Source organism: Geodermatophilus nigrescens (genome assembly GCF_900129495.1).
Lineage (GTDB): Bacteria > Actinomycetota > Actinomycetes > Mycobacteriales > Geodermatophilaceae > Geodermatophilus > Geodermatophilus nigrescens.
This window is the reverse complement of sequence record NZ_FQVX01000003.1, coordinates 428,536-450,741: the sequence shown is the minus strand read 5'-3', so window position 1 is coordinate 450,741 and position 22,206 is coordinate 428,536. Positions and strand designations below refer to the sequence as shown.

Annotated in this window: 22 protein-coding genes and 1 riboswitch; of the genes, 6 read left to right on the top strand and 16 right to left on the bottom strand. The window is 77.2% G+C overall.

The window, feature by feature from the left end; all coding sequences use genetic code 11:
* Positions 1–32 precede the first annotated feature (32 nt).
* Positions 33–752, bottom strand: a complete 720-nt coding sequence (locus tag BUE37_RS15815) for a demethylmenaquinone methyltransferase (protein WP_073421282.1) — start codon at positions 750–752, stop codon at positions 33–35.
* Between the two features lie 36 nt (positions 753–788).
* Between BUE37_RS15815 and BUE37_RS15810 the strand changes: the two genes are divergently transcribed.
* The 4 genes from BUE37_RS15810 to BUE37_RS15795 all read left to right on the top strand — a co-directional run bounded on the left by BUE37_RS15810 (position 789) and on the right by BUE37_RS15795 (position 4,868).
* Positions 789–2,057, top strand: coding sequence for an isochorismate synthase (locus BUE37_RS15810; protein WP_073421281.1), 1,269 nt, complete (start codon positions 789–791; stop codon positions 2,055–2,057).
* Complete coding sequence (locus tag BUE37_RS15805) at positions 2,057–2,677, top strand: class I SAM-dependent methyltransferase (protein ID WP_073421280.1); 621 nt, start codon at positions 2,057–2,059, stop codon at positions 2,675–2,677. Before BUE37_RS15810 ends, BUE37_RS15805 begins: the two co-directional genes overlap by 1 nt.
* 153 nt (positions 2,678–2,830) lie before the next feature.
* Entirely contained in the window at positions 2,831–3,595 is a 765-nt protein-coding gene (locus BUE37_RS15800; protein WP_073421279.1) for a DNA polymerase beta superfamily protein, read from the top strand.
* A gap of 97 nt (positions 3,596–3,692) precedes the next feature.
* Positions 3,693–4,868 carry an HNH endonuclease signature motif containing protein gene (locus tag BUE37_RS15795; RefSeq protein ID WP_073421278.1) on the top strand — a complete coding sequence of 392 codons (1,176 nt, stop codon included), beginning with the start codon at positions 3,693–3,695 and terminating at the stop codon, positions 4,866–4,868.
* Between the two features lie 52 nt (positions 4,869–4,920).
* Here BUE37_RS15795 and BUE37_RS24860 read toward each other — a convergent pair whose 3' ends face one another.
* From BUE37_RS24860 to BUE37_RS15780, 3 genes are all read right to left on the bottom strand, one after another.
* Positions 4,921–6,147, bottom strand: a complete 1,227-nt coding sequence (locus BUE37_RS24860; RefSeq protein WP_073421277.1) for a LysM peptidoglycan-binding domain-containing protein — start codon at positions 6,145–6,147, stop codon at positions 4,921–4,923.
* A gap of 4 nt (positions 6,148–6,151) precedes the next feature.
* Positions 6,152–6,322: riboswitch (cyclic di-AMP (ydaO/yuaA leader) on the bottom strand.
* 274 nt (positions 6,323–6,596) lie between these two features.
* Entirely contained in the window at positions 6,597–8,276 is a 1,680-nt protein-coding gene (menD, locus tag BUE37_RS15785) for a 2-succinyl-5-enolpyruvyl-6-hydroxy-3-cyclohexene-1-carboxylic-acid synthase (protein WP_073421925.1), read from the bottom strand.
* On the bottom strand, positions 8,273–9,232 hold the full coding sequence (locus BUE37_RS15780) for an o-succinylbenzoate synthase (RefSeq protein WP_245794654.1): 960 nt from the start codon (positions 9,230–9,232) through the stop codon (positions 8,273–8,275). The genes menD and BUE37_RS15780 overlap by 4 nt, the downstream gene beginning before the upstream one ends.
* 41 nt (positions 9,233–9,273) lie before the next feature.
* On the opposite strand from BUE37_RS15780, the gene menE reads away from it, so the two are divergent.
* Positions 9,274–10,404, top strand: coding sequence for an o-succinylbenzoate--CoA ligase (gene menE, locus BUE37_RS15775; protein ID WP_073421276.1), 1,131 nt, complete (start codon positions 9,274–9,276; stop codon positions 10,402–10,404).
* The gene (locus tag BUE37_RS15770) at positions 10,404–11,276 is read left to right on the top strand and encodes a 1,4-dihydroxy-2-naphthoate polyprenyltransferase (protein ID WP_073421275.1); all 873 of its coding nucleotides are present in this window, start codon (positions 10,404–10,406) and stop codon (positions 11,274–11,276) included. The genes menE and BUE37_RS15770 overlap by 1 nt, the downstream gene beginning before the upstream one ends.
* 6 nt (positions 11,277–11,282) lie before the next feature.
* Here the strand turns inward: BUE37_RS15770 and BUE37_RS15765 are convergent, their stop codons facing one another.
* The 12 genes from BUE37_RS15765 to BUE37_RS15710 form a co-directional block, all read right to left on the bottom strand.
* On the bottom strand, positions 11,283–11,597 hold the full coding sequence (locus tag BUE37_RS15765) for a DUF4229 domain-containing protein (RefSeq protein ID WP_073421274.1): 315 nt from the start codon (positions 11,595–11,597) through the stop codon (positions 11,283–11,285).
* On the bottom strand, positions 11,590–12,264 hold the full coding sequence (locus BUE37_RS24855; RefSeq protein ID WP_281248087.1) for an Lrp/AsnC family transcriptional regulator: 675 nt from the start codon (positions 12,262–12,264) through the stop codon (positions 11,590–11,592). The genes BUE37_RS15765 and BUE37_RS24855 overlap by 8 nt, the downstream gene beginning before the upstream one ends.
* Positions 12,265–12,371: 107 nt before the next feature.
* Positions 12,372–12,860 (bottom strand): hypothetical protein, encoded by a 489-nt coding sequence (locus tag BUE37_RS15755; RefSeq protein WP_073421273.1) that lies wholly within the window; start codon positions 12,858–12,860, stop codon positions 12,372–12,374.
* A gap of 117 nt (positions 12,861–12,977) precedes the next feature.
* Positions 12,978–13,949: a c-type cytochrome biogenesis protein CcsB gene (gene ccsB, locus BUE37_RS15750; RefSeq protein WP_073421272.1), complete on the bottom strand. Its 972-nt coding sequence runs from the start codon at positions 13,947–13,949 to the stop codon at positions 12,978–12,980.
* Positions 13,946–15,595, bottom strand: a complete 1,650-nt coding sequence (resB, locus tag BUE37_RS15745) for a cytochrome c biogenesis protein ResB (RefSeq protein ID WP_073421271.1) — start codon at positions 15,593–15,595, stop codon at positions 13,946–13,948. Before resB ends, ccsB begins: the two co-directional genes overlap by 4 nt.
* The gene (locus BUE37_RS15740; RefSeq protein WP_083628755.1) at positions 15,592–16,428 is read right to left on the bottom strand and encodes a cytochrome c biogenesis CcdA family protein; all 837 of its coding nucleotides are present in this window, start codon (positions 16,426–16,428) and stop codon (positions 15,592–15,594) included. The genes resB and BUE37_RS15740 overlap by 4 nt, the downstream gene beginning before the upstream one ends.
* Position 16,429: 1 nt before the next feature.
* On the bottom strand, positions 16,430–16,981 hold the full coding sequence (locus BUE37_RS15735) for a TlpA family protein disulfide reductase (protein WP_245794652.1): 552 nt from the start codon (positions 16,979–16,981) through the stop codon (positions 16,430–16,432).
* A gap of 74 nt (positions 16,982–17,055) precedes the next feature.
* Positions 17,056–17,688, bottom strand: coding sequence for a histidine phosphatase family protein (locus tag BUE37_RS15730; RefSeq protein ID WP_073421269.1), 633 nt, complete (start codon positions 17,686–17,688; stop codon positions 17,056–17,058).
* On the bottom strand, positions 17,688–19,070 hold the full coding sequence (gene hemL / locus BUE37_RS15725; RefSeq protein WP_073421268.1) for a glutamate-1-semialdehyde 2,1-aminomutase: 1,383 nt from the start codon (positions 19,068–19,070) through the stop codon (positions 17,688–17,690). The genes BUE37_RS15730 and hemL overlap by 1 nt, the downstream gene beginning before the upstream one ends.
* Positions 19,067–19,597 (bottom strand): hypothetical protein, encoded by a 531-nt coding sequence (locus BUE37_RS15720; RefSeq protein ID WP_245794650.1) that lies wholly within the window; start codon positions 19,595–19,597, stop codon positions 19,067–19,069. The genes hemL and BUE37_RS15720 overlap by 4 nt, the downstream gene beginning before the upstream one ends.
* A 2-nt stretch (positions 19,598–19,599) precedes the next feature.
* Complete coding sequence (gene hemB, locus BUE37_RS15715) at positions 19,600–20,601, bottom strand: porphobilinogen synthase (RefSeq protein WP_073421267.1); 1,002 nt, start codon at positions 20,599–20,601, stop codon at positions 19,600–19,602.
* On the bottom strand, positions 20,598–22,127 hold the full coding sequence (locus tag BUE37_RS15710; RefSeq protein WP_073421266.1) for a uroporphyrinogen-III synthase: 1,530 nt from the start codon (positions 22,125–22,127) through the stop codon (positions 20,598–20,600). The genes hemB and BUE37_RS15710 overlap by 4 nt, the downstream gene beginning before the upstream one ends.
* Between the last annotated feature and the right edge of the window lie 79 nt (positions 22,128–22,206).

Here is a 22,206-nt window from a genome sequence, read left to right as displayed (position 1 = left end):
GCGGGCCCCTGCGAGGGGGCCGACCGCCGGGCCTACGGGCGGCGGGCTCGGTGCAGCGCCACGATCCCGCCGGTGAGGTCGCGCCACTCGACGTCGGCCCAGCCCGCCGCCTGGATGCGGGTGGCGAGCGCCGGCTGGTCGGGCCAGGCCCGGATCGACTCGGCGAGGTAGACGTAGGCGTCGGGGTTGCTGCTCACCGCGGTCGCGATCCGCGGCAGCGCCCGCATCAGGTACTCGGTGTAGACGGTGCGGAACGGCGCCCACGTGGGGCTGGAGAACTCGCAGACGACGAGCGTGCCACCGGGCCGGACGACGCGGGCGAACTCGCGCAGCGCGGCGTCGGGGTCGGCCACGTTGCGCAGGCCGAAGGAGATGACCAGCCCGTCGACGCTCGCGTCGGCCAGCGGCAGCGCCATCGCGTCGCCGGCCACCATCGGCACCGGCCGCCACGCGCCCGCGCGCAGCATCCCCTGGGAGAAGTCGCAGGCCACCGCCCGCACGCCGCCCGCGGCGAGCTCGACCGTGGAGACGCCGGTGCCCGCGGCGACGTCGAGCACGACGTCCCCCGGCCGGGCGCCGAGCGCCTCGCGGGTGGCCCGCCGCCAGGACACGTCGCGGCCGGCGGACAGGACGGTGTTGGTGAGGTCGTAGCGCCGCGCGACGCCGTCGAACATGGCCGCGACCTCGTGCGGCTGCTTGTCCAGACCGGCCCGCCGTCCGGCGGTGTGTGCGCTGTCTCGCCGGTCCGTCACGGCGCCGACGCTACCGGCCTGCCTACGCTGGGGAGCGTGACAGCCGCGGCGGTGACCTCCCCGGACGCCGTCGCGCCCGCGGTCACCACGGTCGCGCTGCCCGACGCCCCCGACCTGCTGTCGCTGCTGCCGCGCGAGGGCGCCCTGTCCTGGGTGCGCCGCGGCGAGGGGCTGGTCGGCTGGGGCGAGGCCGACCGCCTCGAGGTCTCCGGTCCCGGCGCGCTGGCCGAGGCGGCCGCCTGGTGGGCCGACCGCAGCGCCGCGCTCGCCGTCGACGACGCCGTCGGGGTCCCCGGCTCCGGCCCGGTCGTGTTCGCCAGCATCGCGTTCGACCCGGCCGCGGGGACGTCGGTGTTCGTGGTCCCGGAGGTCGTCGTCGGCCGGCGTGGCGGGCTGGCGTGGATGACCACCACCGGCGACGCCGACCCGCGCGACCTGCCCGCGCCCGCTCCCCTGCCGCCGTCGCCCGCCCGGCTGCGCTACGCCGACGGGGCGCTCGACCCCGCGTCCTGGTGCGGCGCGGTGTCCGCGGCGGTCGCCCGCATCGGCGACGGCGACCTCGCCAAGGTGGTCCTCGCCCGCGACCTGCTGGTCACCGCCGACGTGCCGCTCGACGCCCGCCGGCTGCTCGACCGACTGGCCGCCCGCTTCCCCGACTGCTGGACCTTCGCCGTCGACGGGCTGCTCGGCGCCACCCCGGAGCTGCTGCTGCGCCGCACCGGCCGGCAGCTGTCCGCGCGGGTGCTCGCCGGCACCGCCCCGCGCGGCGCGGGTGCCGACGACGAGCGGCTCGCGGCGGGCCTGCTCGCCAGCCCGAAGGACCGCGCGGAGCACGCCCTCGCCGTCGACTCCCTGGTGCGGGCGCTCGACCCGTTCTGCACCGCGCTGTCGGTGCCGGAGGAGCCCTCGCTGCTGACGCTGCCCAACGTGCGGCACCTGGCCACCGACGTCGTCGGCACGCAGCGCCGGTCCGGGGAGCGCGGGCGCGCGGGACTGCTCGACCTGGTCGACGCCGTGCACCCGACGGCGGCCGTCTGCGGCACCCCGCCCGACGTCGCGCGCGCGGTGATCGCCGAGCTCGAGGGGATGGACCGCGGCCGCTACGCGGGGCCGGTCGGCTGGCTCGACGCCCGCGGCGACGGCGAGTTCGGCCTGGCGCTGCGGTGCGCGCAGCTGTGCGACGACGACCCCGCCTCGGCCCGGCTGTTCGCCGGGTGCGGCATCGTGGCCGGCTCCGACCCGGCCGCCGAGCTCGCCGAGACGCAGTCGAAGTTCGCCGCGTTCCAGGCCGCGCTGGAGAGCTGATGCGGCTGGTCCCGGACCTGCGCTGGGACCACAACGCGCACTACCGGCACCTGTTGCTGCGCGCCGTGCCACCCGGGGCCGCGCGGGTGCTCGAGGTCGGCTGCGGTGCCGGCGACCTCGCCGCCGAGCTCGCCGGGCGGGCGGCGCGGGTGGACGCCGTGGACCGCTCGGCGGAGATGGTCGCGTTGGCCCGCGCGCGGGTGCCGGCAACCGTGCGGGTGGACCGGGCCGACGTGTTGGACCTCGCCCTGCCGGCGGGCGGGTACGACGCCGTCGTCGGCATGAGCGTCCTGCACCACCTGCCCCTGGAGGAGGCACTGCGGGCCCTGGCCGCGGCCCTGCGCCCGGGCGGCGTGCTGGCGATGGTCGCCCTGCCGCGCACCGACCTGCCCCGCGAGCTGCCGCTGGAGCTCACCGCGGCGGTCGCGGACCGTGCCGTCGGGCTGCGGCGGGCCGTGCGCGGGCTCGCCGCCGGAGCCCCCGTGCCGGGCATGCCGATGCGCGACCCGGAGCTCACCGTGCGGGAGGTGCGGGCGCGGGCCCGGGCGGTGCTGCCGGGCGTGCGCGTCCGCCGGCTGCTGTTCTGGCGCTACCTGCTGGTGTGGCAGCGGCCGGCCTGACCGTGGGAAACGGGTCGGCAGGCGACGACGGCGCTGGTTGGCTGGCGCGGTGCGCCCCGTCCCCACCGTCGCCGGTGACCGCTCGCTGCCGCCGCCGTTCGACCACCCGCACGCCTCCGCGGAGGCCCGCGCGGTCGCCGAGCGGGGACGGTCCTGCGCGCCCAGGTCGGGTCCGGCGTCCACGGCACCTCGGTGGCCGGCCAGGACGACCGCGACGAGATGGGCGTCTGCCTCGAGCCACCGGAGTTCGTGACCGGCACCGCGCGGGTGCCGGCGGGCCTGTCGACGACGGCGACCGTGCCGTTCGAGCAGTACCACCGGCACACCGCCTGGGACCGGCCCGGTGGGCTGGCCAACCGCTCCGGCGCCGGCGACCTCGACGTCGTCGTCTACTCGGCACGCAAGTGGGCTCGGCTCGCGCTCGGCGGCAACCCGACGGTCCTCCTCCTGCTGTTCGTGCCGGACGAGGAGGTCGTGGTCCGCACCGAGGCCGGTGCGGAGCTGGTCGCACACGCCGACCGGTTCGTCTCGCGCCTGGCTGCCGACCGCTTCCTCGGCTACCTGCGCGCCCAGCGGGCGGCGATGACCGGCGCCCGCCCCGGCCGCGCGGAGCTGGTCGACGCACACGGGTTCGACGTCAAGTTCGCGATGCACGCGCTGCGGCTCGGGGTGCAGGGCGCCGAGCTGCTCGGTACCGGCCGGATCACCCTGCCGGTGCCGGAGCCGGACCGGGCGTACCTGCGCCGGGTGCGCCGCGGCGAGGTACCGCTCGCCGAGGTGGTCGAGGCGGTCGAGGACGCCGAGGCGCGCCTGCTGGCGCTGCGCGACAGCCCGGCGGTGCCGCCGCTTCCCGACCGCGCCTGGGTGGACGGCTGGCTGCACCGTGCCCACCTCGCGTACTGGGCGTCGCTGCCCTGAGATCGCGGGGTGTCAAGACCTGTCCGGCATCTGTGGACAGGCCCCTGACCTGCGGATACGGGTCGCCGCACCGTGCTCGCGGCGGTAGACTCCGTACATGTGTTCGAGTGGGATCGGCAGCGGTGACGTCCTGGATGACGTCGCCGCGCTGGTCGCCGAGCGCAACCGGATCGACGCGCGCCTGGCCCGCGCGGTGCGGGCGGCGGAGCTGTCCTCCGCTCCCGAACGGGACGGATTGAAGAGCATGGCGTCGTGGCTGCGGGGGCACTGCCGGCTGTCCGGGCGGGAGGCGTCCCGGCCGGCGCACAACGCCCGCGCGCTGGCGCACCTGCCGGTGCTCGCCGAGGCGCACGACGCCGGGCTGGTGACCGCCGCGCAGGTGGCCGTGGCCGCGGAGGTGACCACCCCGGACCGGCTCGCCGCCGCCGCCGCGCAGGGCGTGGACCTGGGCGAGATCGACTCGGTGCTCACCGGCGTGGCGATCGAGCAGGAGCACGACGCCCTGGTCGTCGTGGTGAAGCGGTACTGCACCGCGCTGGATCCCGACGGGCCCGAGCCGGACCCGACCGAGGGGCGGCGCATGTCGGTGGTCCGCCACGCCGACGGCACCGTCTCCTTCCACCTGCACCTCGACCCCGTGGGCGCCGAACGCTTCTCCACCGCGGTGGAGGCACACGTGCAGGCCGACCGGCCCGCCGGCGACGACCGCACCCGCGCCCAGCGGCTCGCCGACGGCGCCGTGCAGCTCGCCGACACCGCCCTCGCTTCGGGCAGCACCCCGCGGCTGCGCGGGGTCAAGCCGCAGGTCGTGGTGAAGGTCGACGCCGAGGACCTCGCCACCGGGCGGGGCAGCGCCCAGCTCGGCTCCGGAGCGCTGGTCTCCGCCGCCCGGGCCCGCTGGCTGGCCTGCGACAGCAACATCGCCCGCGTCGTCATGGGCCCGGACGGCGTCCCCCTCGACCTCGGCCGCGACCAGCGCCTCGCCACCCGGCACATCCGGCGGGCCGCCGAGGTCCGCGACGGCGGGTGCGTGTTCACCGGATGCGGCGCCCCCACCTGGTGGTGCGACGTCCACCACCTGGTCCACTGGCTCGACGGCGGACCGACGTCGCTGGAGAACTCGGCGCTGCTGTGCGAACGCCACCACACCGAGGTCCACTCCGGCTTCCGCGTGCAGCGACAACCGGACGGCCGATGGCACACCTGGCGGCCCGACGGCACCGAGATCCGCACACCCGCAGCGCTGCGGTCCCCGCCCCTCGTCCCCGCCTGAGACGACGAGGACCCCGGCCGCGGGCGGCCGGGGTCCTCGTGTCGGGCGGTGGTCAGCCGACGTAGTTCACGTGCACGTGGTCGAAGTGGTTCGCGGTGACGCCACCGCGGTCCTCCATGGCGCGCCACGCACCGTCGGGCGAGGTGAGGATGCGCTGCTCCCAGATCACGTACTCGACACCGAGCTCGTCCCAGTGGTCCACGTGGTATTGCGCGATGGCGTCGCCGAGGGCGGCATCGCTCATGACCATGTAGTCCAGGGCCTTACCCGAGGGGTGCCCGTCGGGGTCGACGGCGCTGGGCCGGGTGCCGCCGAGGGTGATGTCACCGGCGCCGGGCACCGCGCTCACGACGGCGTTCGCGGCCGCCTGCACCGCGGCGTGGATCGGCCCGGAGCTGTTGGTGATGGTGGCGACGGCGGCCGGCGCGGGCGCCGCGGCGACCTCGGGGGCGGCCTCGGCGAGCGGGGCGACCTCGCCGACCGGCGCGGACTCCCCGGCGTTCGAGCCACCGGCGGGGGCCTCGGCCGGGGTCTCGGCGGGCGCGGGAGCCGGAGCCTCGGCGGGGGCCGCGGCAGGCGCGGGGGCCGGCGCCTCGGCGGGCGCGGCGGCCGGGGCCGCCCCGCTCACCGCGAACACCTGACCCGGGAAGATCAGGTTCGGGTTGCTGCCGATGACGTCGACGTTGCGCTCGTAGAGCTCCCGCCAGCTCTGGGCGTGGGCGGCGGCGATCTTGGCGACGGTGTCGCCCCACCGGACGGTGTAGTCCTCGGTGTCGGCAGCGGCCGGCGCAGGCGCGGCCGGAGCGGCCTCGAGCGGCGCGGGCGCGGCCGGGGCGGCGGGAGCGGCCTCCGGCGCGGGGGCCTCCGCGGCGGGCGCGGCGGGAGCGGGGGCCTCGGCGGCGGCCGCGGTGGTGCCCTCGGCCAGGTACTTGCCGCAGGACGGCCAGGCGCCGACGCCCTGACCGGCGAGGACGGCCTCGGCGATCTCGACCTGCTGGGCGGGGGTGGCGAGGTCGGCGCGCGGGGCGAGCTCGGTGCCGCCGAACGCGGCCCAGGTGGACTGGCTGAACTGCAGGCCGCCGTAGTAGCCGTTGCCGGTGTTGATCGACCAGTTGCCGCTCGACTCGCACTGGGCGACGCCGGACCAGTCGTGGCTGGTCGAGGCGGAGGCGGGCGAGCTGAGGACGCCGATCCCGACGACGGTGGCGCCGGCGGCGACAGGGGCCTTGGCGATGACCTTCTTGGTGCGGACGTAACGGGGTGCGCGGTGCTTGGGCATGGTGATGATCTCCCGATCACCGCCGGCGAGGTGAGCTGTCGGGTTCGGGCGATCGGTGCCCGGCCGCGGGACGCGGCTTCACCCCGGAGACGCGTTCAGGTCAGGCCCCCGTAGGCCGTCACGCGCCGGAAGTGGGTCCCCCACCCCTGCCCTTGGGAGTTGACGTGAGCGACCGGTGGGCAGGGTTTGGCGGACCGGCGCCGCGCTCCGGTGTGCTGAGCGCAGCCAAAACGTTACATATCGTCATGGCAACTGTCGTCGTGTCGCCGGTCACAACGGGGTTGTGGTGTGCTCCAGCGGGGTAACGGCGCCCCTCGGTCGAGGGGCCGGCGAACCCGCTGTCCGGACGATCCACCCTGGTCGCACCCGGTGTCGCGGAGACGGCCCCCGCCCTCCCTCGACGGCCGGGACCAGCGGCGGCCGGTGACGCAGCACACCGGCCGCGCGGGTCAGCTCAGGGCACGGGCGGCGGTCTCCCGCAGCGCGACGGCGAGGTCCGCCTCCGCGCGCTGGTCGGTGCGGACGACGACCACCCGCGGCCCGCCGAGCGCCAGCGCCGCCGGCAGCTCGTCCGCGGCGGTCACCGCGGTGGCCGCCCAGCCCAGCGCCCGGGCGACGGTGACGAGGTCGCGGCCGTGCGGTGTGCCGAACACCCGCCGGTAGTCGCGTTCGTGCGCGGGCCGCCCCGGCTCGAGCTGGGCGAAGATCCCGCCGCCGTCGTTGTCCGGGACGACGACGGTGAGGTCCGGCCGGGCCTCGCCCTCGCCGGTCAGCAGCCCCTGCAGGTCGTGCAGGAACGTCAGGTCGCCCATGAGCGCGACCGCCGGGCCGCCGTGCACCAGTGCGGCTCCGATCGCCGTGGAGATCGTCCCGTCGATGCCCGCGACGCCGCGGTTGGCCAGCACGCGCACGTCGCCGCGCGGCACGGCGAGCCGGTCGACGTCGCGCACGGGCGTCGAGGAGCCGAGCACCAGCAGCGCGCCGGCGGGCAGCGCGGCGACGACGTCGCGGGCCAGGCGGGCGGCGGTCAGGCCGGGAGCGCCGTCGAGCAGCGTGTCCACGGCCGTGCCCACCCGCGCGGCGGCGTCGCGCCAGGCGGCCGCCCACGCGGCGTCCGCGGGGGGCCCGGACGGCGGGGCGGCGCGGGTGACCGACGTGCTGGAGCGGGCGGGGTCGGGCCAGCGCGGGCCGGACACCACCGTCTCCACCCGCACCCGGGGGTCGGCCAGCAGCGCCGAGACCGGCCGCGACAGCGTCGGCCGCCCGAGCACGACCACCCGCGCGGGCCGGTGCTCCTCCAGCCAGTCCGGCGCGCCGAGCAGCAGCGCCCCGCCGCGCACGGCGTCGCCGGTCCACGCCCCGCCACTGGGCTCGGCGACCACGGGCCAGCCCGCGGCCGCGGCGCCCTCGGCCCAGGCCCGGCCGGCCGCCGACGGCCCGTCACCGGCGACCACCAGCGTCCGCGGGGCGTCGGGCAGCGGGTCGGCCGGGGCGAGGGTGGCCCCGCCCGCGGTCCACGCGCCGCCGTCGTCGCGCCCGGCCCACGGGCCGGTGAGCGGGCCCGGCTCCTCCTCCGGCAGCAGCGGGTCGCGCAGCGGCAGGTCGAGCTGCACCGGCCCGGGGTCGCCCGACAGCGCGCCGGTGGCGGCGAGCAGCGCGCGGGAGACCACGGAGCGCCAGTAGCGGTTCTGCGCGGCCTCGCGGCCGGCCTCGGGCACGCCCACGTCGGCCGCCCAGCGCACCGCGCCGCCGTAGAGCCCGGGCTGCTCGATGGTCTGGTTGGCGCCGGTCGACCGCAGCTCCGGCGGCCGGTCGGCGGTCAGCGCGAGCAGCGGCACGCCGGTGACGTCGGCCTCGAGGACCGCGGCGTGCAGGTGCGCGGTCGCCGTCCCGGACGTGGTGAGCACCGGCACCGGCCGGCCGGAGGCGCGGGCCAGGCCGAGCGCGAGGAAGGACGCCGTCCGCTCGTCGATGCGCACGTGCAGCCGCAGCGAGCCCGCGCGCTCCGCGGCGGCGAACGCGAGTGCGACGGGCGCCGAGCGCGACCCCGGGGCGACGACGGCGTCGCGGACCCCGCCGCGGACGAGCTCGTCGACCAGCACGCGGGCGAACGCGGTGGAGGGGTTCACGCGGCCAGCACCGCCGTGAGCCGCCGGCCCCACCGGTCGGTGACGTCGTCGGGCGCGGTCACCTCGGCCAGCCGGTCGGGCTCCACCGCGCGGACGGGCAGGGCGCCGTCGACGGGCAGCAGCGGGTCGGCCGTCACGTCGCCGTCGAGGAGCGCGACCGTCGCCAGGCCGCACGCGAAGGGCAGCTCCGGCAGCGCGGCGGCCAGCGCCACCCCCGCGGCGATGCCGACCGAGGACTCCAGCGCCGAGGACACCACGCAGGGCAGGCCGTGCGCCTCGGCCACCCGCAGCGCCGCGCGCACCCCGCCGAGCGGCTGCACCTTGAGGACGACGACGTCGGCGGCCTCGCGCAGGTCGACCGCGAGCGGGTCGCCGGCCCGGCGCACGCCCTCGTCGACGGCGACCCGCACGTCGACCCGGCGGCGCAGCGCGGCCAGCTCCTCCAGCGTGGCGCAGGGCTGCTCGACGTACTCCAGGCCGACCCGGTCCAGCTCCCGGACCCGGGCGACGGCCGTGTCGACGTCCCACGCGGCGTTGGCGTCGACCCGCACCGCGCCCGCGGGGCCGAGCGCGTCGCGGACGGCCTCCACGCGGGCGAGGTCGTCGGCCGGCGTCTGCCCGGGCTCGGCCACCTTCACCTTCGCCGTCCGGCAGCCCGAGGCGGCCACGATGGCGTGCGCCCGCTCCGCGTCCACCGCCGGCACCGTCACGTTGACGGGAACGGAGTCGCGCACCGGCGCGGGCCAGCCCTCCAGCGCCGCCTCGGCCGCGGCGGCCCACCAGCGGCGGCTCTCCGCCACGCCGTAGTCCCAGAACGGGGAGAACTCGCCCCAGCCGGCGGGCCCGCGCACCAGCACGCCGTCGCGGACGTCGATGCCGCGGAACCGGGTGCGCATCGGCACCGACCACACCGCCGTCGCCGTCGTCCCGGGCGGGAGCGGCACGGAGGTGATCACGGCGGCAAGCGTATGCCGGGCGGGTCGTACCCTCGGGGATCGTGCCCCGGCAGCTCACCGTCCTCCCCGCGCCGGAGGCCCCCGCAGACGTGCTGGGCTCCGCGCTGCCCGCCGTCCGCGCCGCGCTCGAGGGGTCCGCGCCGCTCGCCGTGCTGCCCGCCGGCCCCGCCGCCACGGCCGCCCGGGAGGTGCTCGCCCCGGAGGAGCCGCTCGAGGACGGCGCCGACCTCGTCGTCGTCACCTCCGGGTCCACCGGCGGCGGGCGCGGCGTGCTGCTGCCCGCGGCGGCGCTGCGCGCGTCGGCGACCGCCACCCTCGACCGGCTCGGCGGCCCGGGCACCTGGCTGCTGGCGCTGCCGGTGTCGGCGATCGCCGGGCTGCAGGTGCTCGTGCGCTCGGCGCTGGCCGGCACGCTCCCGGCCGTCCTCGCGCCCGGGGAGGGACTGGCCGCGGCTGCCGCCCGGATGCCCGGCGGCCGCCGGTACACCGCGCTGGTGCCCACGCAACTGCGCCGGTACCTGGACCGCGAGCCGGAGGTGCTGCGCACCTTCGACGCCGTCCTGGTCGGCGGCGCGGCCACCGACCCCGCGCTGCTGGCCCGCGCCCGCGCCGAGGGCGTGGCCGCGGTGACCACCTACGGGATGAGCGAGACGGCCGGCGGCTGCGTGTACGACGGGGTCCCGCTCGACGGCGTCCGCGTGCGGGTGGACGACGACGGGATCGCGATCGCCGGGCCGGTGCTCGCCCTCGGCTACCGCCGCGACCCGGGGGGCACCGCGGCCGCCTTCACCGGCGGGGAGTTCCGCACCCGCGACGCCGGGACGATCGGCGCCGACGGGCGGCTGACGGTCACCGGCCGGCTCGACGACGTCGTGGTCACCGGCGGGGTGAACGTCGCGCCGCAGGCCGTCGAGGGCGCACTGCGCGAGCACCCCGACGTCGCCGACGCCGTCGTCTTCGGCCGGCCCGACGACGAGTGGGGCCAGCGCGTGGTGGCCGCCGTCGTGCCCGCGCCCGGCGCGGCCCCCGAGCTGGCCGCGCTGCGGGCCTGGGTGAGCGGGCGGCTGGGCGGGCCGAGCGCTCCGCGGGAGCTGCACCTGCTCGACGCCGTCCCCACGCTGCACACCGGCAAGCCCGACCGCCGCGGCGTCGCCGCCACGGTGACCCGCTGATGGCCACCCCGGCGCAGTGGGTGGCCGGCGCCCGGCCCCGCACGCTGCCCGCCGCGCTCGCGCCCGTCCTGGTGGGCACCGGCGCAGCCGCCGCGCTCGACGGCTTCCGGCTCGTCCCGGCGCTGCTGGCGCTGCTGGTCGCCCTCGCGCTGCAGGTGGCGGTCAACTACGCCAACGACTTCTCCGACGGGAAGCGCGGCACCGACGCCGACCGGGTCGGGCCGATGCGGCTCGTCGGCTCCGGCGCGGCGCCCGCCCGGCAGGTGCTCACCGCGGCGCTGCTGTCGTTCGCCGTTGCGGCGGGCGCGGGGCTCGCGCTGGCGGCGCTGTCGAGCTGGTGGCTGGTCGCCGTCGGGGCGGTGTGCATCGCCGCGGCCTGGACCTACACCGGCGGCCCGCTCCCCTACGGCTACCGGGCGCTGGGCGAGGTCTTCGTCTTCGTGTTCTTCGGCCTGGTCGCCGTCGCGGGGACGACGTTCGCCCAGACCGGCCGGGTCGAGGGCCTGGCCCTGGCCGCCGCGGTGCCGGTCGGGCTGCTGTCGGTGGCGCTGCTGGTGGTCAACAACCTGCGCGACGTCGAGGGCGACGCCCAGGTGGGCAAGCGCACGCTGGCGGTGCTGCTCGGAGCCACGCGGACCCGGCTGTTCTACGTCGGGCTGCTGGCGGTCGCCTTCGCCGTCGTCGTCGCCATCGGGGTGGTCCGGCCCTGGGCGCTGCTCGCGCTGGCCGCCGCGCCGCTGGCCGTCCCGCCGTCGCGGGTGGTGCTCTCCGGCGGGCGCGGCCCGGCGCTGATCGCCGCGCTGCAGGCCACCGGCCTGCTCACCCTCGCCACCGGCGTGCTGCTGGCGGCGGGGCTCGCCCTCAGCGGCTGATCGCGCTCAGGCGGGCTGGTCGCCCGACAGCCGGGTGCGGAACTCCTCCTTGGCCCGGCGCTTCTCCTCCGCGCGCAGGACCAGGGCGACGCTCAGCTGCTCGCGGGAGCGGCGGAGCAGGAAGTAGGCCACCGGCATCGACGCCACGAGGCCGAACAGCAGGCCGGACCAGAAGTCGAGGCCGACCATCCACAGCACGACGGTCAGCAGCGCGAAGACGGCCAGCCGGCCGACGGTGTGCATCACCAGCCAGGGCAGCACCCTCGGCCGCGGCAGCGGCTTGCCGTCGGGGCCCACCGGGGTGCGCGCCTGCTCAGTCATGTCGTCCCTCCCACTTGGTCGAGAGCACCACGGTCGTGCGGGTGCGCGCGACGCCCTCGATCCTGTTCAACGCGTTGATGGCGGCCTCCAGTGCCGGGATGTCGGTCACCCGCACCTTGAGCACGTAGCCCTCGCTGCCGGCCACCCGCCAGCAGTCCTCGACCTCGGGCATCGCCCGCAGCGCCGCCTCGACGCCGGTGTCGTCGACCGAGTCGCTCTCGATGACGCCCACCAGCGCGGTGACGTCGAGGCCGAGGGCGGCGGGGTCGACGACGGCGCGGTAGCCGGTGATCACCCCGGCGGTCTCCAGCTTGCCCACCCGCTCGTGCACGGCCGGCGCGGAGAGGCCGACCTGCCGGGCGAGCTCGGCGTAGCTGGCCCGTCCGTTGGCGCGCAGCAGGTCGACGAGCTGTCGGTCGACGGCGTCGATGGGGCACTCCGTCCAGGAGGGGGCGAGGGACCGGAGGCGGCGAGCCGCGCTCCGCCCTCCGAGTATCCCCGCGGTCGTACAGTGGCGGGGAGACGAGGAGGTGGGCCCGGTGGCTCCGTTGTTCCTGCTGGTGGTCGCCGTGGTCGTGGTCCTGCTCGTGATGCGGGCGACCGCCGCGGCCGGCCGGGGGGTGCGCCCCCAGCGCCCGGCCCGCCGTCCGCGCCCGCCGCGCGCCACGCGGCCGGTCGCGCCCGACGACGACCCGGAGTTCCTGCGCGAGCTCGGCCGCCGCGCCCGCCGCGACGACGGGTCGCCCGCCTAGTCGCCAGGTGGCAGGCGGCCGCTCAGGCCGCGGTGCCGCCGAAGATCCGGCGCCAGCCGCGCCGCGTGGGCGGCTCGGCGTCGTCCCCGACGCCGTCCGCGGGGTCGTCCCCGAGGACGTCCCGCGGGTCCGGGACGGCCGGGACGGCGTCCATGCGCGTGGTCTCCCGCAGCACGTCCTCCGCGGCCTCGACGACGGCCCGCTCGGCGTCCGCGTCGACGGCCCCGACGACCTGGGCGGGCTCGCCGGCCGGCCGGGCGTCCTGGGCCGCCGCGCGGTCGATGCCGCCGGGCCAGCCGAGGCCCCCACCGGTGGTGGTGTCCCCGGGCCAGCCCAGGCCGCTCTCCGTGCCGCCGTCCGTCCCGTTGTCCGTGCTGCTGCCGGTGCCGCCGTCGGGCGAGCCGTCGGCGGTGGCGTGCCGGGTGCCGGAGGCGGCGCCGTCCTGCGACGCGAGCGCTGCGGCGACGATCGGGTCGGTGCCTGCTCCGTCGGCGGCGGCGTGCCTACCCACGGTCAGCCCCCGTGCGTGCGGTCATGGCGACAAGTGGAGCACGCAGCGGGAGCGACGGGCGTCCGGACCCCGAACGGGAGGGGCGGGACGCGTGTGCTGGGACCCGTGGGGCGGAAGTCAGTTGACCCCGCCGTAACTGTGCAGCCCGGTGGACACCATGTTCACGTAGAGCAGGTTGAACACCATGACCGCGAGGCCGACCACGTTGACCCACGCCGCGGGCCGGCCGCGCCAGCCGGCGGTCGTGCGGGCGTGCAGGTAGGCGGCGTAGACCACCCACGCGATGAAGGCCCAGGTCTCCTTGGGGTCCCAGCCCCAGAACCGGCCCCAGGCGCTCTCGGCCCAGATGGCGCCGGCGATGACGGCGAAGGTCCAGATCGGGAAGCCGAAGACGGCGGTGCGGTGCGCGACGCGGTCGAGGGTGGCCGCCGACGGCATCCGGGCCACCAGCCGCGAGGACGACGGGTCGCCGCCGCGGGCCTCGTACCGCGACCGGACCAGGTAGAGCACGCTCGCGATGCCGCTGACGAAGAAGACGCCGAAGCCGAGGATCGCCGTCGACACGTGCACGGCCAGCCAGCTCGAGCGCAGGGCCGCTACCAGCGGGCCGCCCTCGACGTAGAGGAACAGGCCGATCGCGACCATGCTGACCACGACCGGGGCGAGCACGAACAGGCCCAGGTGGCGCAGGCCCGGCGAGCGCAGCGCCAGCACCAGGAAGGCCACCACGGCGACGAGCACGACCGCCGTGGCGAACTCGTACATGTTGCCCCAGGGCAGCCGGTCGGTGGCCATCCCGCGGGTGACCAGCACGCCGGCGTGGGTGAGCGCCCCGACGGTGGCCAGCAGCATCGCCACCCGGCCCCAGCGGCGCACCGACGGCGCGTCCTCGGGCAGCGCGCCCGGGTCCGCCGGGGACTCGGGCGGCAGCTCCGCGGCGCCCCCGCCGGCGGTCACCAGCGCCCGCTCCCGGGCCGGGCGGCGGCCGAACGCCAGCTGCGCGCAGAACGCGACGGTGGCCAGCGAGTAGAGGCCCACGCTGGTGGAGAACAGGGTGTCCGACAGGCCGGACAGCTGGTCGGGGGTCACGCGGATGTTCCTCCGGTCGAGGATGCGCTCCCGGACGGGGCGCGGTCGGCACGGGCGGGGTCTCGGCTGGCGAGGACCGCCCGCAGGTCGTCGGTGAGGGCCGCGAAGCGCGGCGCGCCGTCGCCGCTGCCGCGGGTCAGCGCACCGACGTCGAGCACCGTACCGCCGGTGGCGGGGTCGGTGTCGGCGCGGGCGAAGACCCGCTCGCGGCGCAGCAGGAGCATCCCGAGCAGGCCGGCGAGCACCGCGATCGCGGCGCCGAGCACCCACACCTGGCCGGGGTCGTGCGAGAACTGCAGGGCGGCGAACTCCGAGTACCCGTCGAAGGTCACCGTGGTGCCGTCGGGCAGGTCGAGCGACTCCCCCACCGACAGGTTGCCGCGGGCCACCTCGGTGAGCCGGCCGCGCTCGATCTGCGACTGGTCGAGGGAGTAGACCGACTGCGGCAGCCCGGAGTCCAGGCCGAGGTAGCCCTGGAAGGCCACGACCGCCACCTGCGGCGCGAGGGGCCGCGGGTCGATCGAGGTCAGGATGTCGTCCTGCACCAGCCCGGTGGGGGCGAAGAAGCCCTGCAGCGCGAGCTGGTCGTCGGAGCCGGCGCCGAGGTCGGGCAGCTTGAGGGCGCCCTCGCTGGACATCGTCGACTGCTCGACGGGCAGGAACGGCGCGGAGACGTCGGCGAAGGTGCGTCCGTCGGGCAGCGTCACGGTGAACCGCGGGCTGAAGCCGTGGCCGGTGACGTAGACGCGGTCGCCGTCGACCCGCAGCGGGTCGTTCACGCCGATGACCTCGGGGCTGCCCTCCTCGCCGGGGGCGCCGTAGGTGATGTCGGCGGTGAAGGAGGCCGCCGTCAGGTTCTCCTCGTACTCCGCGCGGAAGTCCTCGAGGCCGACGCAGACCGGCGAGAGGTCGCCGCTGTCGACCAGGGCACCTGCGGAGTAGGTGTCGTACTGCTGGAACGAGTTGCAGAACCGGTCGCCCTCGGTGACCAGGATGCTGCCCTCGTAGCCCCACAGCTTGCCGCCGGCGAGGCCCAGCAGCAGCGCCACCAGCGCGAGGTGGAAGACCAGGTTGCCGGTCTCCTTCAGCAGCCCCTTCTCCGCGGACAGCTCGGCCACGCCCCCGCGCTCGCGGCGCACGACGCGGTAGCGGCGGACCCGCAGCTCCTCCTCGACGGCGTCGAGGGCGGCGCCGGCCGGCAGCGTCGTGTCCAGCCGGGCGGAGTCGGGCAGCCGGGTCAGCCGGCGCGGGGCCGGGGGCGGCGGGGTGCGCAGGGCGCGGGCGTGCTCGAGGGCGCGCGGCAGCACGCAGCCGATCAGCGAGACGAACAGCAGCAGGTAGACCGCGGCGAACCACGGGGAGCTGAAGACGTCGAACAGGAAGAGGTCGTCGAGGACCGGCGCGAGCGTCGGGTGGTCGGCGAAGTACTGCTGGACGTTGGCCTGCGACAGCGAGCGCTGCGGCAGCAGCGAGCCGGGGATGGCGGCGAGCGCGAGCAGGAACAGCAGCACGATCGCCGTGCGCATGGCGGTCAGCCGGCGCCACTGGCGCAGCAGGAACCCGCCGAGACGGCGGACCGCGGAGGGGCGCGCGGGCGAGGACGGCGGGGGCGCGGCGGCCGGCCGGGGCGGGGCGACGGTGCTCACAGCGCCGACTCCCCCAGGCCGGTGGCGGCGAGCCAGGCGCGCAGCCAGGCCATCATCTCGGTCCACGCGCCGGTGACCAGCAGCAGACCGACCAGCACGAGCACCGCACCGCCGAACCGGGTGACCGCGCGGGCGTGCCGGCGCAGGAACGTCGTCGCCCCGACCGCCCAGCGGGCGCCGAGGGCGACCAGCACGAAGGGCACCCCGAGGCCGACGCAGTAGGCGACCGACAGCAGCGCGCCGCGACCGGCGGTGGCCTCGGTGTAGGCCAGCGAGTAGACCGCCGACAGCGTCGGGCCCAGGCACGGCGTCCAGCCCAGGCCGAACACGACGCCGAGCAGCGGCGCCCCGGCGAGGCCCGCCGCCGGGCGCACCGACAGCCGGGCGGTGCGCTGCAGCAGCGGCAGCCACCCGAGGAAGGCCAGGCCGACGACGATGACGACGACGCCCATCACACGGGTGATCACGTCGTCGTACTGCACGAGCAGCCGGCCCAGCCCGCCGAACGCGGTGCCCACGGCGACGAAGACGGCGGTGAAGCCCAGCACGAACAGCAGCGCGCCGAGCACCATCCGCCCGCGCGGGGAGCGCTCGTCGGTGCGGACGGCGGTGGCCGTCGCCCCGGGCGCCGCGCCGTCGCCGGCGGGCGCGGGGGCCGTGCGGGCGCCGCTCGCCGCCCCGCTGCCCACGAGGCCGGTGACGTAGGAGAGGTAGCCGGGCACCAGCGGCAGGACGCAGGGTGAGGCGAAGCTGACCAGCCCGACGAGGGCGGCGACGGCGGCGGCGACCAGCAGCGGCCCGTCGGTGACCAGCGCGGCGAACTCCTGTCCCACGTCAGCCCTCCCCGAGCAGCAGGTCCAGCACGGCCCGCAGGTCGTCCTGCGACACCTCGCCGGTGTAGACGGCCGCGACCCGGCCCTCCCGGTCCAGCACGATCGTGGACGGGATCGCGTTGGCCGGGTAGTCCCGGAACGTCAGCGCGACCTCGCCGGCGGGGTCGTAGAGGGAGGGGAACTCGATGCCCTGGGTGTCGACGAACGCCTGGCCGAACTGCTCGTCGGCCTCCTTGACGTTGAGCCCGAGGAACTCCACGCCCTCGTCGCGGACCTCGGCGTAGACCTCCTGGAACTGCGGCGTCTCCACCCGGCAGGGCGCGCACCACGAGCCCCAGAAGTTCAGGACGGCGATCCGCCCGTCGAGCTCGTCGGACGTCCAGTCGCCGCCGCCGAGCAGCGTCCCGCCGAAGTCGGGGGCCGACTGGCGCTCGCCCTCCGGGATCACCTCGCCGGCGGGGGTGCCGGCGACGAAGCGGAACTGCCCGCCGTTGGTGACGTCGACCTGGTCGTCGCCGGTGGAGCAGCCGGTGAGGACGGCGAGCCCGGCCACCGCGGCCAGCAGGGCGCGCCTCCCGGGGCCCCCGCGGGAGCGTGGAGCGCCAGCGGAGCGCTCTCGTGGGGTGGTCATGCGCCGGGGACGGCGTCGGGGTCGGTGGCCCCCGCCGGCTCGGCGTAGTCGATCCGCGCGACGGAGTCGCCCTCGTACGTCACCGAGGTGACGCTGGCCAGCCCGCACTGCCGGCGGCGCGGGTCGTGCGCGTACCTCCTGCCCTCCAGGTGCAGCCGCAGCGTCCAGATCGGCAGCTGGTGGCTGACGCAGACGGCGGCCCCGCCGCGCGCGGCGTCGCGGGCGGCCTCGACGGCGAGCAGCATCCGGGCGGCGATCTCCACGTACGGCTCGCCCCACGAGGGCCGCACCGGGTTGCGCAGCCGCCACCAGTTGCCGGGCGAGCGGAACACGCCCCGGCCGCCGGCCACCCGCAGCCCCTCGAAGGCGTTGCCGGCCTCGATGAGCCGCTCGTCGACGGCGACGTCCAGGCCGAGCGCGTCGGAGACCGGCGCGGCGGTCTGGCGGGCGCGCTCCAGCGGGCTGGACACCAGGTGCGTGACGCCGCGGCCGGTGAGCCACTCGGCGGCCCGGCGGGCCATGTCCTCGCCGGCCCCGGACAGCCGGTAGCCGGGCAGCCGCCCGTAGAGCACGCCCTCGGGGTTGTGCACCTCCCCGTGCCGCAGCAGGTGGACGACGGTCGTCTCCATCAGGGCTGCAGCTCCTGGGCGTCCTTGGCGTCCTCGTCGGACGGCGCGTCGGCGGGGTCGGCGGCCGCGGCGGCACGGGCGGCGGCGGGCAGCGCGTCGAGCACCCGCTCCACGGCCTCGTCGTCGAGCGCGGCGCTGACGAACCAGGCCTCGAACGCCGACGGCGGCAGGTACACGCCGCGGGCGAGCATCTCGTGGAAGAAGGCGCGGTGCGCCGCGACGTCCTGGGTGCGGGCGTCGTCGTAGTCGCGCACCTGGCGCTCGTCGGGGACGAAGAACACCGAGAACATCGAGCCGGCCTGCTGCACGCGGTGCGGGACGCCGGCGGCGAACAGCGCCGCGCTGGCCGCGCCGCGCAGGGTCACGGCGACCTCGTCGCAGCGGGCGTAGACCTCGTCGGTGCAGTGCCGCAGCGTGGTGAGCCCGGCGGCGACGGCGACCGGGTTCCCCGACAGCGTGCCGGCCTGGTAGACGGGCCCGACGGGGGCGAGCTGCTCCATGAGGTCGGCGCGGCCGCCGAACGCCGCGGCCGGCAGCCCGCCGCCCATGACCTTGCCGAAGGTGAACAGGTCGGCGTCGACGGGGTCGAGGCCGTACCAGCCCGAGCGGGACACCCGGAAGCCGGTCATCACCTCGTCGAGCAGCAGCAGCGCGCCGTGCTCGGCGGTGATCCGGCGGAGGGAGGCGTTGAAGCCGTCCAGCGGCGGGACGACGCCCATGTTGCCCGGCGCCGCCTCGCTGACGACGACGGCGATGTCGGACCCGCGCTCGGCGAAGACGGCCTCGACCGCGGCGACGTCGTTGTAGGGCAGCACGATCGTGTCGGCGGCCGCGCCGGTGGTGACGCCGGGGGTGTCGGGCAGGCCGAGGGTGGCCACGCCGGAGCCGGCGGAGGCCAGCAGCGCGTCGACGTGGCCGTGGTAGTTCCCGGCGAACTTGACGACCAGCGGGCGGCCGGTGGCGCCGCGGGCCAGGCGCAGCGCGGAGAGCACCGCCTCGGTGCCGGAGTTGACCAGCCGCACCCGCTCGACCGGGGCGACGCGGTCGACGATCTCCTGCGCGAGGTCCAGCTCGCCCTCGGTGGGCGTGCCGAAGGAGAACCCGCGGCGGGCGGCCGCGGTGACCGCCTCGACGACGGCCGGGTGGGCGTGGCCCAGGATCATCGGCCCCCACGAGGCGACGAGGTCCACGTAGCGGCGGCCGTCGGCGTCGGTGAGCCAGGGCCCCTGCGCCTGCGCCATGAAGCGCGGGGTGCCGCCCACGGCGCGGAAGGCGCGCACCGGCGAGTTGACCCCACCGGGGGTGAGGCGCTGCCCGCGGGCGAACAGGTCGGCCGAGACGGGGGCCGCGTAGTCGTACCGGGTCGTGTCCAGCGAGGTCACGGCCCCAGTGTCCCCCTGCCGCCCGGGCGGCCGTCGGGGGTGTCGCGGTCGGCGGGGTGTGACCCTGCGCTCCCCGGCACCGCGGCGAGCAGGGCCGCGGACAGCGCCGCGGGGTCCCGCGTGGGCACGAGCACGGTGCGCCCGTCGGTCAGCCGCAGCGGCAGCCCGGTGCGCCCGCGCGGCACCGACCAGCCGCCGCCGAGCACCGGGGCGCCGGCGTCGACGCCCGCCGTCCCCTCGCGGACGGCGCGCAGGTGGGCGGCGTCGACGTCGGCCAGCGGCACCCGCTCGCGGCCCACCGACAGGGCGCCGTCGGGGCCCGCGGCGTCGACCCGGACGGTCCACGCCCGCCGCCCGGCGAGGCAGCCGGAGGCGACGACGCCGAGGACGGCCACGACGGCGACCAGCCACAGCAGCGGCGGCACGTCGGGCCCGGGCAGCACCAGGTCCAGGACGCCGAGGAGCCCGAGGACCCCGGCGACCGTCCAGAACGGCCGCCAGGAGCCCCCGGGCTCGACGTGTCCCACGGTCAGCGGGTGAGCAGCCGCGCGGCCTCGACCGCCCAGTAGGTGAGCACCTGGCCGGCGCCGGCCCGCCGGATGGCGGTGAGCGTCTCGAGGATGGCCCGCTCGCGGTCGATCCAGCCGTTGGCGGCGGCCGCCTCGACCATCGCGTACTCGCCGCTCACCTGGTAGGCGCTCACCGGGACGTCGACGGCGTCGGCGACCCGGGTGACGATGTCCAGGTAGGGCAGCGCGGGCTTGACCATGACGGCGTCCGCGCCCTCGGCGAGGTCCTGCGCGACCTCGCGCAGCGCCTCGTCGGCGTTGGGCGGGTCCATCTGGTAGGTCGAGCGGTCGCCGAACTGCGGCGCCCCCTCGGCGGCCTCGCGGAACGGGCCGTAGAAGCCGCTCGCGTACTTCGCCGCGTAGGCGAGGATCGGCGTCTCGGTGAAGGCGCGGGAGTCCAGCGCCCGGCGGATCGCCGCGACCTGCCCGTCCATCATCCCGCTGGGGGCGATGACGTGGGCGCCGGCCTCGGCCTGGGCGATGGCCACCGAGGCGTAGCGGTCCAGCGTCGGGTCGTTGTCGACGACGCCGGCCGGCGTGACCAGGCCGCAGTGCCCGTGCGAGGTGTACTCGCACAGGCACAGGTCGGCGATGAGGACCAGCTCGTCGCCGAGGTCGGCCCGCAGCTCGCGGAGCGCGACGTTGACGATCCCGTCGGCGGCGTCGGCCTGGGAGCCGGCCTCGTCCTTCTCGGCGGGGATGCCGAAGAGGACGAGGCCGCCGATCCCGGCCTCCGCCGCCTCGTGCGCGGCCTTCCGCAGCGAGTCGGTCGTGTGCTGGACGACGCCGGGCATCGAGCCGATCGGGACCGGCTCTGAGATGCCCTCCTTGACGAACACCGGCAGCACCAGGTCGGCCGGGGCCACCCGGGTCTGCGCGGTGAGGCGGCGCAGCGCGGGCGTCGACCGCAGCCGGCGCCCGCGCGCGAAGCCCGGGTTCGACCCGCCCTGCGCCGGGGTCACTCCCCGGCCTCCGCCCGCTTGGCCTCGGCGTACTCGGCCAGCGCGTCGACCAGCGGCGCGACGGCGGCCGTCTCCGGCTGCACGTCGACCCGCAGGCCGAACTCCTGCGCGGTCGCGGCGGTGGCGGGGCCGATCACCGCGACGACGGTCTTGGCGTGCGGCTTGCCCGCGATGCCGACCAGGTTGCGCACGGTGCTCGACGAGGTGAAGCACACCGCGTCGAAGCCGCCGCCCTTGATCGCCTCGCGGACCGGCGCCGGCGGCGGGGCCGCCCGGACGGTGCGGTAGGCGGTGACGTCGTCGATCTCCCAGCCGCGCTCCTGCAGGCCCGCGGCGAGGGTCTCGGTGGCGATGTCGGCGCGCGGCAGCAGCACCCGGTTGATCGGGTCGAGCACGTCGTCGAACTCGGGGAAGTCGGCCAGCAGGCCCTCGCTGGACTGCGCGCCCGAGGGGACGAGCTCGGGCACGATGCCGAACGAGCGCACCGCCTCGGCGGTCTGCTCGCCGACGCAGGCGACCTTCACGCCGGCGAACGCGCGGGCGTCGAGGCCGAGCTCGGCGAACTTCTCGCGCACGGCCTTCACGGCGTTGCCGGAGGTGAACACGATCCAGCCGTAGCGGCCGGTGACCAGGCCCTTGACGGCGCGGTCCATCTGGGCGGCGCTGCGCGGCGGCTCGACGGCGATCGTCGGCACCTCGACCGGCACCGCGCCGTAGGCCCGCAGCCGCTCGCTCATCTCGCCGGCCTGGTCCTTGGTGCGCGGCACGAGCACCCGCCAGCCGAACAGCGGGCGGCTCTCCCACCAGGAGAGCTTGCCGCGCTTGTCGACGGCCGAGCCGACGGTGGCCACGACCGGGCCGGTGAGGCCGCCGAGGTCGGCGGTCTTCTCCGCGACGGCGGAGAGCTTCGCGGTGACGCTCCTCTGGCCGGTGCCCGAGCCGCCGGTGGTGACGACGACCGGGGTGCTGCCGGACAGGCCGCCCTCGACGAGCCGGGTGGCGGCGTCGGGGAGCTGCTCGGCACCGGCCTGCAGCACCACGGGGGCGCCGAGCGCGGCGGCCGCGGTGGCGAGCGCGGCGACGTCGGTCCCGCCGTCGCGGATGTCGGCGGTCAGCGAGGTGCCGCCGAGCGCGACGCCCGCGTAGGCGGGCACCGCGGTGGACGGGGCGACGCCGGGGACGACGTCGAAGGGCACCGACGTGCGGCAGACGGCGAGCACCTCCTTGACGGCGGCCTCGGAGGTGTACGGGTCGCCGGCGACGAGCCGGACGACGACCTCGCCGTTCTTGGCGGCGGCGACGGCGCTCTTGGCCACCTCGGCCGGCTCGCCGCTGACGGTGGTCGGCTCGAGGCCGGGCCGGTCCTCGCGCACGGCGTCGGTGAGGGCGGCCGGCACGTCGGGGTCGACGAGCACGGCCGTGGCCTCGGCCAGCGCGGCCGTGGCCCGGGCGGTCAGCATCCCGGGGTCGCCGGGGCCGGCGCCGACGAAGACGACGCGGCCGGGGGTCTTGCGGAAGCGCGTCATCGCGAGCTCCTGGTCCTTCTGGGGGTCGATGCCCTGGGGAGGGCGTGTGCGGGGGTCTGGGGGTGCGGGTCCCGGCGGA